The organism is Paenibacillus hexagrammi, assembly GCF_021513275.1.
Lineage (GTDB): Bacteria > Bacillota > Bacilli > Paenibacillales > NBRC-103111 > Paenibacillus_E > Paenibacillus_E hexagrammi.
The window spans coordinates 3,053,562-3,069,371 of sequence record NZ_CP090978.1 but is presented as its reverse complement, the minus strand read 5'-3'; the positions used below and the strand labels follow the sequence as shown (position 1 = coordinate 3,069,371).

The window sequence follows — 15,810 nt, the reverse complement described above, 5'->3', positions numbered from 1 at the left end:
TTTGAATATTATAGAACTTACAGATATAAAAAAGGTATATAAACGCGGAGAAGAAGAGCTTCACATTCTAAAAGGGATTTCGCTGTCCGTGCAGGTCGGCGACTTTGTGGCCATTATCGGGCCGAGCGGATCCGGTAAATCGACTTTGATGAATACGATTGGACTGCTCGATATTCCTACTTCCGGCAGCTACCTCCTGGATGGTGTAGCAACCCAGAATTTGACCGATAATCAATTGGCTGAGCTTCGAAATCAGAAGATCGGATTTATTTTTCAGCAGTTTAACTTGCTGCCACGGCTTACGGCAATGGAGAATGTAGAGCTGCCGATGATCTATGCAGGGATAGGCAAAAAGGAGCGGCGCGAGAGAGGTCACGAGATGCTCCAGCTGCTCGGTATGGGCGAACGTGGTCATCATAAGCCAAGCGAGCTGTCCGGCGGACAGCAGCAGCGGGTGGCCATCGCAAGAGCGCTTGCGATTTCGCCCTCGCTCATTTTGGCCGACGAGCCTACAGGAGCGCTTGATTCCCGAACGGGCGAAGAAGTGCTGGAGCTCATTCTTAAGCTGAACCAGCAGGGGAACACAATCGTGCTCATTACCCATGATCATCATATTGCGGACAATGCCAAGAGAGTCGTTGCGCTGAAGGACGGAATGATCATCGACGATTATCGGAATGACACGCCGAAGAGCCCGGTTCAAGAGGTGAGTGTATGAAGTGGTCCGAACTGATCTTTATGTCCCTGCGAACCGTCACGTCGAGCCCGCTGCGTACATTTCTTACGATGCTAGGTGTGATTATCGGTGTTAGCTCGGTTGTTACTCTTGTCTCAATCGGGCAAGGGACATCCGAACAGATTGCCAAGCAGTACGAGAATATGGGAACGAATCTGCTCGTCGTCAACGCTCTGGGAAGCGGTCGTGCCACACAGCTCGACTATGATGAACTTATGAAATTTGAAAATTTTCCTGAGTTTCAATCTATCGCTCCGACCATGACCAAGAACGGCTCGAATATCAAGTACGACCGTACCCAGGAAAAATACAATGTCATCGGCACGAATGACCGGTATTTGAACATCGTTAAGGCAAAGATCGATAAGGGGCGTAACCTTTCGCCTGCAGATTTGGAGTTTAGATCCAATGTAGCGTTGCTCGGGAGTGAGGTTGCTAAAACCTTCTTTGGCGTGCTAGATCCCGTCGGGGAGGACATTAATATCGATGGTATCGTCTTCACGGTCATAGGTACTTTGCAGGAGAAAGGTTCGAATATTGGCGGATCGTCCGCCGACAACTCTGTGATTGTGCCGCTTGAGACCGCGCGCAGGCAGTTCAAGCTCGGCCAGATCCGCACGACCTATGTGGAAGCTCCTACCAAAGACGATATTTATAAGGCTCAGGAGACGATGAAGCAATACCTGACTTACAAATTTAAAAGCGATACAGGGTTCCAGCTCACGAACCAGGATGAGCTGCTCAAGCAGCGTACGGAAGCGACGAATACGCTCACGAACCAATTGGTTGCCGTGGCCTTAATCTCCCTGTTGGTTGGCGGAATCGGGATCATGAATATCATGCTGGTCACGGTAAGCGAGCGGACGAGAGAGATCGGTATCCGAAAGTCGATCGGCGCCAAACGGCGTAATATTTTGCTTCAATTCCTGGTAGAAGCGGTCGTCATCAGCGGCCTTGGGGGACTGATCGGATTGTGTCTAGGCATCGGTATTTCGTATGCGCTGCCTTACATCAGTCCGAAGCAGACGACGAAGCTCTCGCTGGATATCAGCTTGTATGCCTTCTTATTCTCCGTTATTGTCGGCGTCGTGTTTGGTCTATACCCGGCAAACAAGGCATCCAAGCTGCGTCCTATTGACGCGCTGCGATCCGATTGATGGGCCTGCAGCCAAGGTCAAACCGAATACTCAGTTGGGGATAAAAAACTTACCGGGGGCTCGGTACAAACGCTAAACGAACAACAAACTGAGCCGCCCTTCGCGGGAAGCTCTTAGGAGGAATACAGAATGAAGAAACAGCGGCCGATGAAGAGACTGCTTGCCCGCTCTGCCGTGATGTTGACGGCTGCAAGCTTGCTGACGATTCCGTTCTCGCTGCCGGCTTTCGCGGGTAAAGAGGGTGTGTTCATCAACAGCTCCGTCTATTTTACACTCGATAAAGTAACCTTATCAGCGGGGGCAGAGGATGGCTCCTTGCGATTCACATTAGGTCTGAACAATGACGGTGAAAACACGGTTGATTTTAACCGCTATGGGGTAAAAGTCGTGGATGAAAACGGCGTATCCTACACAGCCAAGCTTAGTGAGAAGGTATCAGGACAGGTCAAGGCACATGAAACGGGCTCATTTTCATTCCTATCCTCGGTGCCTTCAGATCTGACGCCTGGGCAGCTAAAGGTGGATATTTTCCGCTGGGATTACAATGCCATGACCGACGTAGGGGCGCTTTCCGTGGAGGCAGCGATGGAAGAGGGGCAAACGGTATCCCAGCAAGCGGTGATCAATTTGCAGGAACTGGATTCGACACTGCCTGACGATGCTCAGATCACCGCTTCGCTTGGCGGAAGCTACAGAGTGTTCAAGGATGGAGCTTGGAACGTGTTCACAGACTTAATTCTGGAGAATTTGGGGAATACGACGCTGAAGCTGCCAGATGCATTGGAGTATAATTTTAAAGACAACAAAGGACTCACCTATGGAGCGCAGCTGACGAACGGTTCCGGCGCGTCTTTACTGCCGCAGCAGCACGTGAAGGTGACCTTGCAGGGAGTCGTTCCGAGTTCTTTGGAAACGAAAGATCTAAGCTTACTATTCTCTCCCAAAGGTGGGGTGCAGACAACGGTGCTGGGTTCATTGAATCTGACCTCTTCCTTTGACAGCGGCAAAATCGGGGATAGCAAGACCTATCCGAATACAGATACAAACGGCTTAACGATCAACACAGCGTGGGCTGCGGCCAGCAAGCAATCCGATGGACTGCATCTTCAAGCAAATGTAACTCTTACGAATAACAGCAGCGAGATCGTTGCCATACCGGACTTATCCGCTGAATTTCAAGCGGTCAAAGGAGGCGTATCCGTAGCTTCTGCGGACAGCTCCGTGCGTACGGATTATTTGTCCCCGAACGAATCGACGACGTTCCGATTCTCCGGTACGCTGCCTGTCGGGCTGAACACAGACTCGCTCCAGCTCGTTGTGATGGAGAAGAAGGCTTCTTCTTCCACATCCTCCTCCAGCAGCAGCCAGCAATCAAGCGGCCAGACGGAGCAGAGCAGCGCAAGTACGGCCAAACAAGCGGCTTGGCCGGTTATGATCACGGCTCTTGCCGGTGTTGGAAGCGGAGGAGAAGTGACCCCATATTCCGCGGCTGAGTCTTACGTAATAGGAAGCCCGCTGCCGCTGCTTTCGAATAATTTGATCGATGACAACATGGATGTCTCCTTGGTCGAAATGAACCTGCATGAGAATACTGATTTCGGCTACAAAACCGTAATCGCGAAATACAAACTAAGAAACAAAGGGACGACCACACTCACCATACCTGAGTTCCAAACCGACCTCGTTAGTGGTATGGGATACACCTATTCTGGGGCCAGACAAACATCTGTCGCCAAAGAGCTGGCTCCGAATACAAGCTATATTGTCAGCTACTCGTACATGCTTCCAGGCGACGAGAGCGGCGATCAGCTGGCTATGAACATTTACGATGCTAACCGCATGACGATCGGCTCCTACAAAACGAAGCTGCAGCAGGTGCCGGAAGAAGGTCCTGTCTCCCTATATCCATTCTCCATCGATGTGAAGGACTACTCGGTCAGCGCTACGTATAATAAAGATTCCTCTTATGCGTACCGACTGCGTCTGGACATGGATGTCACAAGATTGGATCAATCGATCGTAGACGCCAATTTCTCGAAGCTAGGCTTTGAAGTTGTCGATGTCACGGGACGAGTCCTCAGCTCCCAGACGATGAACTTCACAGGAGAAGGGAAAGTCATGTCCGGCATTCAATTTATTGATTTTGGAAACATCAAATCGCAGCAGTTGAACGACGATGTCACGATCAACATGTTTGAGCTCATAGATACGCCGAACGGGCAGGTCAAGCGATTGGTGAAAGAATTGAAGATGTAGGAAGCCCATAAGCACATATATCGTAAGAATAAAGACGCTTCTAGTTCACGTTACTTGTGAATTAGGGCGTCTTTCATAGTTTCAACAGCGTTATTCATAAAGTGCGCTGGCCGTGGAACCATCCTGGTACAGGTAATAAGTCATGAGATGTCCTTCTTGATCTGTGTACCACATTTCGACGTCTTGAATCAATTGCTGTGGCGTCCAGTGAATGATAATCTGTGCCTGAAGATCACCATTTTCCAGACCGTGTACATCGATATGGTCGATTTCTCTCCATGTATACTTGTCTACTGGAGATAAATCGTATCTCCACACCTCTTCTTGTTCGATACTTGGCATTCCAAGCAGTTCTTTGACATAGCTTTGATCTTGTGAATTCGTTAAGCGATACTGAACGGACCATACCTTTTTCGCATTCTCATCCAGGCTTGACGGTTCCTTCATAATTTCAATGATGTTGTTTCTGTCGGCATATCGAATACCAAGGCCCAGACTTTCTGCAACAAAACGGATAGGCACATAAGCGTGCCCTTCATAGTTAATCGTTGTGTATCCACTGGGGGTGTCCTTGCTTTGATGATTAATTTGATAGGTGACCGGGAACAGATAGGCCTGGATGGTGCTGGACGCATACACGGCAGTCGTTGATGTTAGTACTGCGCCGCATACAAAGCCTAGGACAAATTTTTTCATAGCTTCACTCCTATCGAAGTTTGGTTAGTCATATAGGTGCCAAAATTTTGAAGAAGTTACGATCTTTTACTTGGTAAATGTGATAAAATAAGGGAATCAAGCAGCCTTCTTAAATGGTTCACTAGGACAGGCGTTCAAGTAAGTGGAGGGGAACGGCATATGAGTCAGTTTAGCGAAAGTTACCATTTTAGGGGAGAAGATCGGCAAGAGGTAGTGAAGCTGCTTCAGGAGTCGCAGCTGGAAGGGTATATTTTGCCTGATAAGCAAGGGTGGGTTACGTTTGTAGTTAAAGAGAGTAACTTTGAGCCTTTACCTGCTATTATCCGTAATAATAGAGGAGTTTTGCTGCATTACGTATATGCGGAAGATCACGGTTGGAGCCTGTTTCTCTTTCAAGATGAGCGAGAGGTTAGCCGTTATATTTGCAACTGGGATGATGAAATTCGGATTGATAACTTGGGGATGGATATCCAAGCGTTTTTCAATCTTGGTCTGATTCATGAATCAAATTTCCAAGCTGAGTGGCTTCAACCGCAATCATTTGAAGAATTGTTTGACACGGAACCATGCTACAAGATGGCGCAAGCACTCGGAATTGCATACTACGATTGGATCTCTTATCACAGTGTCCTGCACAATGCGAATGAATTTGAAAACCTAATTCATGTTACCCCCTGAGTTGTGAATAGGTAAGGGGACACTATGATTGTGAGATTTTCTATTAGGAGATCCCTGCTTTATTACTAATAAGAAATATTATGTTAACTAATATTGAGTAGAATATACAGTCTTTTATGCTTTAAACTGTCAGTTTACATTGAAGTTTACTGAAAACAACCATTACTATGGTGTTTTTCCTTCTAATTCTGTTTATATTCTAAGTAAAGGAGGAGATGTAAGTGGAGATAGGAGATAAGTTGAAAAAGCTCCGTAAAGAACATAATTATTCTCAAAATGACTTAGCAGAAAAATTACATGTAACTGCTCAAGCTATTTCTAAATGGGAGAATAATAAGTCCGTTCCAGATATCATTAATCTTGTTCAATTAAGTGAGTTATACAATGTTAGTTTGGATTATTTGATTAAGTCTGATAAAGAATTACAAAGTAAGCTATCTTTAGGCAATTTCCGTTTGGAAATATTTAGGTACCTTGTGTTATCTATTGTTTTAGTTTTGATTCTTCCAGTGATTATTCTAACAAAAGCTCAATTTTTTACATCTTCTCATGGATTAGGAACATGGCTTTTCATTGGATGTGGTTTGTTATTTATAATTTTTGTCTTCTTGAGTTTGTATTCTTACATAACTAAGAAAAAACACTTTATATTTTCATGGATATCTCTTTTAATGCTGAGCTTTATAGTTTTTTTAGGCTTTTTTTATAATTATATCATGGCTGTATTACAATTATGAGATTATGGCTCCAATTGTTTATTTGTGTATGTTTTTTAAGTTATTGCCCGTTACTAGATTAAACTATCGGGAGATGTTAGTTCTATCAAAATTGGCACAGTGGATAATCCAGGTTGGTACATTAGAATTGATTTACTTGAAACCAGTCTTGAGAAAATGTTCAATGGTATTCAAATAGAGCGTACAGAAACTGATTGGTTAATATGTAGAGTTGAAGACCAAATTTTTATGGGAAGTGGAGGAGTATTAAATTTAGATGAAATAATCGAAATTTTTAAAAAATGGACAGTTTCAGTTAACAAGTTGTAATTCACCAAGCTTGCACCTAACAGCTTAGTGATTAAGCTAAGTAGGAACAATAGTTCAATAAACCAGCGGCATTCTATTACTTTATTTTCATTATTTTCTTCGAACACCAGGATCGATTGGCGCGGTCTGAAGCCTCGAACGCAAAAAAAGGTGCGCTCCTAAAGGAGTCAGCACCTTTTTTCGTTACAGGCTTATTCGGCAAGAACGGCTGCGTAGCCGTCTTCCACAAGGTCAAGTTTACCGGTTTCGGGATTGATAATCATACCGTGAACAGGAAGATTTTTAGGAAGAAGCGGATGATTGCGGATAATGTTTACGCTTTTGACTACGCCGTCCTGGACATGGTCGAATCCAGTTAACCAGCCTGCCAAATCAATGCCGGAATGCTGCAACGTATCGATAACATCGGTCGAGATCCCGCGCTCTTTCGCTAAGTTCAGGACTTGGTCCGAGTTGAGGCCGGTCATGCCGCAATCGTAGTGTCCGACGACAACTACTTCGTCAGCTTTTAATGCATAGACGGCTACAATAATGCTGCGCATGATACTGCCGAATGGATGCGAAAGGATCGCACCTGCATTTTTAATGATTTTAGCATCGCCGTTGCTGAGATTCATTGCTTTAGGAAGCAGCTCGACAAGTCTAGTGTCCATGCAGGTAAGGACGACCATTTTTTTATCAGGAAATTTGGTCGTAAGGTATTGCTTGTACTCCTGATTTTCTACGAATTCGTTATTGTGGTTCAGAATGTCATTAACTAAAGACATGGTTTCCCCTCCATATTAGCGAAATTTGCGAAATTAGCTGCCGCGGAGATTTCCTTGCAGCTTTATCTTTTATCGACCAAGCTCATACCCGCATTGTAAATCTGACCATTACTCTTCAGTATATAGGATTTTTTTCAGGTTGGTAGTCAATTTTCATAAGTTCCTCGAAATAAATCTCGTCCTTAGTATGAATACTCATCTGAAATGGCTCAGCTTCAATAGCTGTATCACCAGACGACGGCTCTGCAACGATCCATAGAGTAGGAACGCCGTTTACGGAGCATCCGCAGCCCTCGGTATCAAATACAAGTCTCAGCATGCTGCCATGCTGGAGAACGGGGGTTAGCTTGTCTATGGCAGCTTCTGTAAAAATCACTTTCATGGGTAATCAGCTCCTTTCCCCTCATTGTATCACAAACGGCAAGCATTTGATTTCAGGGTCTTCGAGACAGTATGATTACGGTAGGTACAAATGGAAGGAGAAGGGAGCATGAGCGCTATGGAAGCTGAAACGAAGCTGGAATCATTCAAAGCATATGTTCGTAAAATGAAGCAGTATGAGGAGGCCATTGCCTTAATCTACTGGGATATGCGTACAGGAGCCCCTAAGAAAGGCATAGGCACACGTTCTGAGGTTGTTGGAGAGCTGTCTGCGGAAGTATTTCGCATGTCGACATCCGAGGAGATGGGCGGCTATGTCGATTTCTTTATGCAGCCTGAACAATTGGAGAAGCTGGATACGATCAGCCGAAAAATGGTGCTGGAATGCAAGAAGGACTATGACCGCAGTAAAAAAATACCTGCTGACAAGTATCAGGAATATGTCGTTCTAACCTCCCAAGCGGAGTCAGTCTGGGAAGATGCCAAGCATAAATCGGATTTTGCCATGTTCCAACCTTACTTGGAGAAAATCGTGGCCACGACGAGAGAGTTCATTGAGCTATGGGGCTATGAGGGCAATAAGTATAACACCCTGCTGGACATGTATGAACCGGGCATGACGGTAGATAAGCTGGATGAAGTGTTCGGGGCATTACGGAGCAAGGTTGTACCGCTGCTGCAACGGATTCAAGCATCGCCGAACCAGCCGGACCGATCCTTTTTGGATCAGCAGTATGACATCGCCAAGCAGAAACAGTTCAGCCTGATGATCCTGAATCAGATGCAGTATGACTTTGAAGCAGGACGCTTGGACGAGACGGTGCATCCGTTCGCCACGGCGCTGAACCCGGGTGACGTTAGGATTACAACGAGATATTTGCCAAACGATATTACGTCTGCCTTGTTTGGTACCATTCATGAAGGCGGTCATGCCCTGTATGAGCAAAATATCTCGAGTGACCTGGTCGGCACGAATCTGTGCACAGGCACATCGATGGGCATTCATGAGTCGCAGTCCCGCTTCTGGGAAAACGTAGTAGGCCGCAGCCGCGAGTTCTGGAATCGATATTACGGTGAACTGCAGAGCACATTTGCAGGTCAAATCGATGACATTGACGTAGACACGTTCTACAAGGCCAACAATCATATTCATCCTTCATTGATCCGAATTGAAGCGGATGAATTGACCTACAATTTACATATAATGATTCGCTACGAGCTTGAAAAAGAGCTGATTAACGGCAGCATTCAAGTGGCGGATCTCCCTGAGGCGTGGAACGCTAAATATAAAGAATATTTGGGCGTCGTACCTGCCAACAACGGCGAAGGTGTGCTGCAGGACGTTCACTGGGCGGGAGGGGCGTTCGGGTATTTCCCATCCTACTCGCTTGGCAATATGTACGCGGCACAATTCACGAACACACTTCGCAAAGAGCTGCCGAACTTTGATCAACTGATTGAAGCAGGCAATCTCGCGCCGATTAAAGAATGGCTGACCGATAAAATCTACCAATACGGCAAGCTGCTGACACCTAGCGAGATCGTCATGCAAGTGACCGGAGAAGAACTGAATCCGGACTATTTGGTTCAATACTTGGAAGATAAATATAAAGAAATATATGGAATATAATGTAAGGTAATCTAACAACAAACAGCATTTTGACAGGTTTTCTCCTGCAGGATGCTGTTTTTCTTTGTCCTCTTTCATCTTGTTATTAACAGACTTCTGGGCTCCTGCATAGGATACTGTAACATAAATGACTAGGAGGGACCGACCATGAAACGGAAAGGCTGGATAGTAGGTCTATCGGTTATCCTGCTGCTAAGCTGTGTGCTATCGGCATGCGGCAGTAAGTCGGAGGGAACGACAAAGGTTAAGATTGGGGAAGTGACCCGGTCGCTGTTTTATGCGCCGCAGTATGTGGCGTTGTCGCAAGGATTTTTAAAGATGAAGGCTTGGACGTAGAGTTAACGACAACGCCGGGCGGTGACAAGACGATGACGGCGCTGCTGTCAGGCGGTATCGATGTTGCGCTGGTAGGCTCGGAGACTTCCATCTACGTGTCCCAGCAGGGCTCGGATGATCCCGTGATCAATTTTGCCCAATTGACACAAACGGACGGAACATTCTTGGTAGCACGTAAGAAAGTGGATAACTTTGATTGGAATTCGCTGAAAGGTTCTGTTTTCCTCGGACAAAGAAAAGGCGGCATGCCGCAAATGGCCGGCGAGTTTACACTTAAAAAACACGGCATTGACCCGCATAAGGACCTAGAGCTGATCCAGAATATTGACTTTGCCAACATTACTTCCGCATATTCTTCGGGCACTGGTGAATATGTGCAGCTGTTCGAGCCGCAGGCATCTATTGTTGAGAAGGAAGGGAAGGGCTACGTGCTGGCTTCTTTCGGGGTAGAGAGCGGGCATCTGCCATATACCGTGTTTATGAGCAAGAAGAGCTTCATGGATAAAAACCCGGATACGATTCAGAAATTTACGAATGCCGTTCAGAGAGCCCAGAACTGGGTGCAGGCCAAGAGCGTAGACGAGATTGCCGAAGCGGTGCTGCCTTATTTTAAAGATACGGACCTGGATATTGTCAAAAGTGTGATCAAACGTTACAAGGATCAAGGCTCTTATGCAACTGATCCGATTGTAGACGAGGCGGAATGGAACAACCTGCTTGACGTGATGACAACAGCAGGGGAATTGAAGGAAAAAGTGGCTTGGAGCAAGTTGGTTGATAATTCTTTTGCCGAAAAAGCGAAAAGCTCCGTGAAGGAGTAATGCTGTTTGACTTGAGAGATGCGCTTTAGGGGGCTCTAGTTTCTTTTATCCTAGCTACGAGGAGGAATGCATATGGACGCAGCCGTATCCATCAATGAAGTCACGCAAATTTATGTCACGAAGCAGCGGGCTACCTTGGCCCTACAGCATATCCATTTTGCTGTTCAGCAAGGCGAATTTGTCAGTCTAATCGGTCCGAGCGGCTGTGGCAAAACAACTCTGTTATCGATTATAGCCGGACTTATTGCTCCGACTGCAGGTTCCGTGAAGATGGCGGGCGAAGCCGTGAACGGTCCATCCAAGCGCATGGGGTATATGCTTCAGCAGGATTATCTGTTTCCTTGGCGTACCATCTTTGACAATGCGGCGATCGGTTTGGAACTTTCGGGTACTCTGACTGCTGAGAAACGAGAATATGTGCTTCATTTATTAGAAGAAATGGGGCTCCTAGGATTTAAGGATTATTATCCAACTCAATTATCCGGAGGTATGCGGCAGCGTGTGGCGTTGGTGAGAACCCTTGCGACGGAGCCGGAGATTATGCTGCTGGATGAACCTTTCTCCGCGCTGGATTACCAGACGAAGCTTCAGCTCGAGGATCTGGTGGTCGAGACGCTTCGGGCCAAGAACAAGACGGCCATTCTGGTGACTCACGACATTTCGGAGGCCATCGCCATGAGTGACCGAATTATTGTCCTCGAGCCGAACCCGGGGCGGATCCGCCGTGAATTTGCGATTCCGCAGGACATTCGAGATGCGCTTCCTTTTACGGCACGTGAGCTTCCGGGCTTTAATGCCTTGTTCAAGTCGGTCTGGCAGGAATTCGATGCTCTGGACAAAGGAGGTGCGGGTGATGGAGAATGAATGGAAGCATCGGACACCGGTCTCAGAAGTGGAGATGAAGGAGCTGTCAAGAGCGGTACATCAGGGCTTTTTATCCGCCCAAAAAAAGAAAACGAAGCAGGTAAGGCTGACTCAGCTGGCCATACTTGTCATTTTCTTTGCCTTGTGGGAAGCCGCAGGCCGCTTGAAGTGGATCGATGTTCTACTCTTCAGCTACCCGTCCAAGGTATTCACGCTGCTCTGGGATAAACTGCTCGATGGAAGCCTCCTGCCTCACGTAGGAGCTACCGTTTTTGAAACGATTGTAGGTTTCGCTTTGGGCACCTTATTTGGCACAGCGCTCGCGGTCGTCATTTGGTGGTCACCGTTTTTATCCAGAGTGCTCGACCCTTACATTGTTGTCCTCAACAGCATGCCGAAGGTGGCGCTAGGGCCCCTGTTTATCGTGGGACTGGGTCCTGGACTTCTCTCCATTATTGCCACGACACTTTCCATAACTGTAATCATTACAACTCTGGTTGTATATGGAAGTTTTAAAGAAGTGGATGCCAACTACGTAAAAGTCGTAGAAATTTTCGGCGGAAATAAGCGCAAAGTGCTGCAAAAGGTTATCCTTCCCGCTTCGTTTCCCACCATCATTTCTACCTTGAAAGCCAATGTCGGCTTGGCCTGGGTAGGTGTGATCGTCGGTGAATTTCTCGTATCTCAGATCGGCTTGGGGTACTTGATTATATACGGCTTCCAGGTGTTTAACTTTACACTGGTGATGAGTACGCTGATCGTAATCGCGATTGTCGCGGCCTTGATGTATCAAGCGGTAGCCTATTTGGAAGATCGAATTACGAAACAGCGGTAGACTTGCCTCTAAGGAATGAACGTGAAATAATGTAGCCCATAGACCACCCCTCAAGGAGGTGAGCCCTATGGGCTTTCGTGTTATTAAAACCGCTCTTTCCGTCGTGATCGCGATGTATGCGGCCCATGTATGGGGGCTTGCTTCACCAGCGTCTGCTGGGCTCCTCGCTATTCTGGGCATCGAAGTGACTAAGAAAAAAGGGCTTCAAAGCGCCGTTCAGCGAATAGGAGCCTCTGTGATGGGGCTGTTGTTCGGATCCCTCTTGTTTCATGTATTCGGTTTTCATGCTTGGGTAGTTGGATTGTTTGTTCTGATTGTATTTCCTATACTTCATCGCCTGAAGCTGAGTGACGGAATGGTAACCGGAGCCGTGGTGATGTTTCATCTTTACGCCTATCAGAATGCGGGGGCTGAGGCGATTCTGAACGAAATCAAGCTGCTCGTAGTCGGCCTCGGCACGGCAACACTTATCAACATCGCTTACATGCCGAAAGCGGACCGGAATCTCGTGAGGGAGAAGGAACGTGTGGAGCGCCTGTTCTCCGATATATTCAGGCACATTGCGTCTCATTTGAGAGACAACACACTCGTCTGGGATGGAAAAGAACTGCTGGAAGCTGCTGAGGCGATAGAAAAGGGTGCAGCGCTGGCGAAGCGTTCCTTGGATAATTCCCTGATTTTTGGCGGGGATCCTTATTGGAGGGTGTACTTTTACATGCGCGGCGAGCAATTGGATCTGATCCATCGGATGACGGATCTAGTGGCCCGCGTTTATCAGACTTTGCCTCAGGGCGAGCTTGTAGCCGCAATATTCGATGACCTGAGTGAACATGTGAAAGAAGATTACTACATTGGACATACGGAAAAAGAGCTGGAGGTTTTGAATGAGCGCTACAAGGAAATGCCGCTGCCCGGTTCGCGGGAGGAGTTCGAGGTTCGCTCTGCAATTTTGCAGCTAAACACGGAACTGCTTCAATACTTGTATGTGGCGAAGAAGCAGAAGAAGCAGAGACCGGCAGGCGGGTCGTGAGGGAAGTGCGGTGGGTTGGGAGCTGTTTCTGACTGAGGGATCAAGCGCTATTGGTAGGTAGAAATGAAGAGAAAAGCAATATCGCAATTCGCACACATACATTTATACGTATATAAGATCTTACTTATCTGTAAGCTGGTGTCTGGAATCGCTGTAATTTTGCCGCATAATGGTCTGCTAAGCCGTTTGGAAAAGTAAAAATAGATACTCGAAAAAAGTTGTCACTCTAGACGGATGTCCTGCATACAATTGTAATGAATGATTGTATGGAGGAGGTTGAAAGGATGTCAATAGATAAAGATTTGCAGTGCAGAGAGATTATTACCAAAGCTGTCTGCGGCAAAGGTCGCAAATTCTCGCACGTAAGTCATACCGTGACTCCGCCCTTTTCTCCGACCAGTATACTGGGCGCTTGGATCATCAATAACCAATATGAAGCGATCCAATCCGGAGATGGAGTAGAGGTAGTTGGTACTTATGATATCAACATTTGGTATTCTTACGATCGCAACACCAAAACCGATGTGGCAAAAGAAACGGTTTCTTATGTAGAAATTGTCCCGCTAAGCTATCTGGACAAAAAACATAAGTCGGCTACGGCCGAAGTTTCCGCTGTCGCAACGCAAGAGCCTAACTGTGTGGAAGCCAGCATCTCCACGAGCGGCGACAGCGTTATTATTCGGGTGGAACGGGAGTTCCAGGTGGAAATGGTTGCCGAAACGAAGGTCTGTGTAGTCGTTTGTGCGAACGGCTGCAATGACTTCGACGACAAGCATGTGGATTTCGACGACAGCGTGGATGGCGAGTTCGAGGACCTAGACGCTGCGCTGCTTGAGGATGAATTGGATTAGTTGGAACCTTATACTCCACCATATGCGGGAGCATACGGTTCGGCAGAGGGCACTTGCCCTCTTTTTTGTTGTCTATGTGAAAATGGGCGGGAACAGCATGCTCAGACTGTTGATCTGGAGCAGTGAAGGACTCCGTTGCAATTGGAGAAAGCTGCTGAAGGGATGAATACTGCTGTATCAAGAAGCTGTAACTGAAGCTGCTTGGAAAGGTCGGGAATCGTAGCGATGGATACTTATTTTCTCCATTTTCATGAACAAGATGCATGGAAGCTGGCTAGCCGCATGCGCATGCCTAATGGTACCGCACTGCCGGAGGATTGGAACGGTCATTTCGTGATTCATTGGGGCTCAGCTCATGGTGAGATCAGCGGAGTGCCTGTGCTGCAGCCTATCAAAGCAATACTCCGAGCCAAGCAGCAGACTAAGCGCAATGAACTGCTCGCTTTGCACGGGATCAAGACTCCGGCTGCCTACAAAGAACAAATCAGTCAAAGTGCATACCCTTATATGTATAAAGTCATGGTGTTTCATTTGCAGGCATTGTCTGTCTATGAGAAAAAAGAGAGCCTTCTGCAAACCAAGCAGGCAATCTATAACGCTATTCGCAAGCATCAGCCTTCCTCTTATGAAGAAGTACCTGCAGATAAAGCAACCTTTCATGTACGCAGAGCAAGCCGTGAAGCGGTTAAGGCAGTCTACGCTCTGGGGCTTGACTATGGCCTTGTGTCGATTGGCATCATGCCGAGCGGACATACCTTGGTGCTGGACGTGGAGCCTGCACCGAAGCTCAACGAGCGTGAGGCGGATCTGCTTGCGGAAGCGATGGACCGGTACGCAGCCGCTCTGGATATCGAGCAGCGGCGCACGGAACGGGTGATGCTGGGAAGCGACCCCGAGTTCCTGCTGCTCAGCAAGCAGGGCAAGGTCGTGTCCGCCGACCGCTTTCTGACGCGGGATGGCGCCGTGGGCTGCGATGCCATCGTGCTCAGCGGGCATCGCGTCATTCTGCCGCTGGCGGAGCTGCGCCCGCAGCCGAGCACGGACCCGCGCGAGCTCGCGAAGAATCTGCATCGATCGATGCAGCTCGCCGCGCGGGCGATCCCCGACGAGAGCCTCGCATGGCTCTCGGGCGGCATGCCGGTGGAAGGCTTTCCACTCGGCGGGCACATCCACTTCAGCCGGTGCTGGCTGAACAGTCACCTCCTGCGCGCGCTCGATAACTACCTCGCGCTGCCGCTCATGCAGATCGAAGGCGCGACGACCCGCAGCCGCCGGCCGCGCTACGGCTTCCTCGGCGACTTCCGACGTAAGCCGCATGGCGGCTTCGAGTACCGGACATTGCCAAGCTGGATGATGTCGCCTTCGTTGGCTCACGGCATTTTCGCGCTGGCTTCGCTGATCGCGGACAATTACTGGCTGCTGCCGAAGCAGCCGCTCCAAAGCCTCGATATCCAGAGAGCGTACTATCTCGGGGATAAAAAGCCCTGCACGCAACTGTCGCAGAGCTGTGGAGAGATCTAGAGAAGCTGCCAGCTTACAGCTTGCATGCCAAAACACTCGATAAGCTCAAAGCTCGAATAGAGCGGATGGAAGCGTGGAACGAGCGGGAGGACATCCGCAAAGCTTGGAAAATTGCACCCTTTCATCGGAAAGAGGCAATTGCACAAAGTTTCATGATATAATAAGAAACGACTTCTTTACATGTACATACAGGACGGCCTACCGG

At 47.8% G+C, this 15,810-nt stretch carries 14 protein-coding genes and 2 pseudogenes; 13 read left to right on the top strand and 3 right to left on the bottom strand.

From position 1 onward, the window contains the following. The first annotated feature begins 1 nt into the window (after nt 1). The 3 genes from L0M14_RS13735 (at nt 2) to L0M14_RS13725 (ending at nt 4,149) form a co-directional block, all read left to right on the top strand. Nucleotides 2-718: an ABC transporter ATP-binding protein gene (locus L0M14_RS13735; RefSeq protein ID WP_311198879.1), complete on the top strand. Its 717-nt coding sequence runs from the start codon at nt 2-4 to the stop codon at nt 716-718. Next, nucleotides 715-1,893, top strand: coding sequence for an ABC transporter permease (locus L0M14_RS13730; protein ID WP_235122590.1), 1,179 nt, complete (start codon nt 715-717; stop codon nt 1,891-1,893). The genes L0M14_RS13735 and L0M14_RS13730 overlap by 4 nt, the downstream gene beginning before the upstream one ends. Before the next feature lie 129 nt (nt 1,894-2,022). Continuing rightward, nucleotides 2,023-4,149 carry a hypothetical protein gene (locus L0M14_RS13725; protein ID WP_235122589.1) on the top strand — a complete coding sequence of 709 codons (2,127 nt, stop codon included), beginning with the start codon at nt 2,023-2,025 and terminating at the stop codon, nt 4,147-4,149. Between the two features lie 90 nt (nt 4,150-4,239). Here the strand turns inward: L0M14_RS13725 and L0M14_RS13720 are convergent, their stop codons facing one another. Further along, nucleotides 4,240-4,845, bottom strand: coding sequence for a copper amine oxidase N-terminal domain-containing protein (locus L0M14_RS13720; RefSeq protein ID WP_235122588.1), 606 nt, complete (start codon nt 4,843-4,845; stop codon nt 4,240-4,242). Between the two features lie 159 nt (nt 4,846-5,004). On the opposite strand from L0M14_RS13720, the gene L0M14_RS13715 reads away from it, so the two are divergent. From L0M14_RS13715 to L0M14_RS31895, 3 genes are all read left to right on the top strand, one after another. After that, a complete protein-coding gene (locus tag L0M14_RS13715) occupies nt 5,005-5,523 on the top strand; it encodes a hypothetical protein (RefSeq protein ID WP_235122587.1) in 519 nt (172 codons plus the stop codon). Between the two features lie 221 nt (nt 5,524-5,744). Further along, nucleotides 5,745-6,260, top strand: a complete 516-nt coding sequence (locus L0M14_RS13710; protein WP_235122586.1) for a helix-turn-helix domain-containing protein — start codon at nt 5,745-5,747, stop codon at nt 6,258-6,260. 99 nt (nt 6,261-6,359) lie between these two features. After that, on the top strand, nt 6,360-6,569 hold the full coding sequence (locus L0M14_RS31895) for an Imm53 family immunity protein (RefSeq protein WP_350340501.1): 210 nt from the start codon (nt 6,360-6,362) through the stop codon (nt 6,567-6,569). A 191-nt stretch (nt 6,570-6,760) separates the two neighbouring features. Here the strand turns inward: L0M14_RS31895 and L0M14_RS13705 are convergent, their stop codons facing one another. Then, on the bottom strand, nt 6,761-7,336 hold the full coding sequence (locus tag L0M14_RS13705) for a beta-class carbonic anhydrase (protein WP_235122585.1): 576 nt from the start codon (nt 7,334-7,336) through the stop codon (nt 6,761-6,763). 115 nt (nt 7,337-7,451) lie between these two features. Continuing rightward, complete coding sequence (locus L0M14_RS13700; RefSeq protein ID WP_235122584.1) at nt 7,452-7,718, bottom strand: iron-sulfur cluster biosynthesis family protein; 267 nt, start codon at nt 7,716-7,718, stop codon at nt 7,452-7,454. Between the two features lie 108 nt (nt 7,719-7,826). Here L0M14_RS13700 and L0M14_RS13695 point away from each other — a divergent pair, with 108 nt between their 5' ends. The 7 genes and pseudogenes from L0M14_RS13695 (at nt 7,827) to L0M14_RS13665 (ending at nt 15,766) form a co-directional block, all read left to right on the top strand. Continuing rightward, nucleotides 7,827-9,347 (top strand): carboxypeptidase M32, encoded by a 1,521-nt coding sequence (locus L0M14_RS13695; protein WP_311198878.1) that lies wholly within the window; start codon nt 7,827-7,829, stop codon nt 9,345-9,347. Between the two features lie 147 nt (nt 9,348-9,494). Next, nucleotides 9,495-10,504 (top strand): annotated as a pseudogene (locus L0M14_RS13690) (ABC transporter substrate-binding protein). 72 nt (nt 10,505-10,576) lie between these two features. Next, on the top strand, nt 10,577-11,368 hold the full coding sequence (locus L0M14_RS13685) for an ABC transporter ATP-binding protein (protein ID WP_235122583.1): 792 nt from the start codon (nt 10,577-10,579) through the stop codon (nt 11,366-11,368). Next, nucleotides 11,358-12,203 carry an ABC transporter permease gene (locus L0M14_RS13680; protein WP_405030954.1) on the top strand — a complete coding sequence of 282 codons (846 nt, stop codon included), beginning with the start codon at nt 11,358-11,360 and terminating at the stop codon, nt 12,201-12,203. Before L0M14_RS13685 ends, L0M14_RS13680 begins: the two co-directional genes overlap by 11 nt. A 67-nt stretch (nt 12,204-12,270) precedes the next feature. Beyond that, nucleotides 12,271-13,233 carry an aromatic acid exporter family protein gene (locus L0M14_RS13675; RefSeq protein ID WP_235122582.1) on the top strand — a complete coding sequence of 321 codons (963 nt, stop codon included), beginning with the start codon at nt 12,271-12,273 and terminating at the stop codon, nt 13,231-13,233. Between the two features lie 284 nt (nt 13,234-13,517). Then, nucleotides 13,518-14,084 (top strand): outer spore coat protein CotE, encoded by a 567-nt coding sequence (locus L0M14_RS13670; protein ID WP_235122581.1) that lies wholly within the window; start codon nt 13,518-13,520, stop codon nt 14,082-14,084. A 225-nt stretch (nt 14,085-14,309) separates the two neighbouring features. Next, nucleotides 14,310-15,766: pseudogene (locus L0M14_RS13665) on the top strand (putative amidoligase domain-containing protein). Nucleotides 15,767-15,810 lie beyond the last annotated feature (44 nt).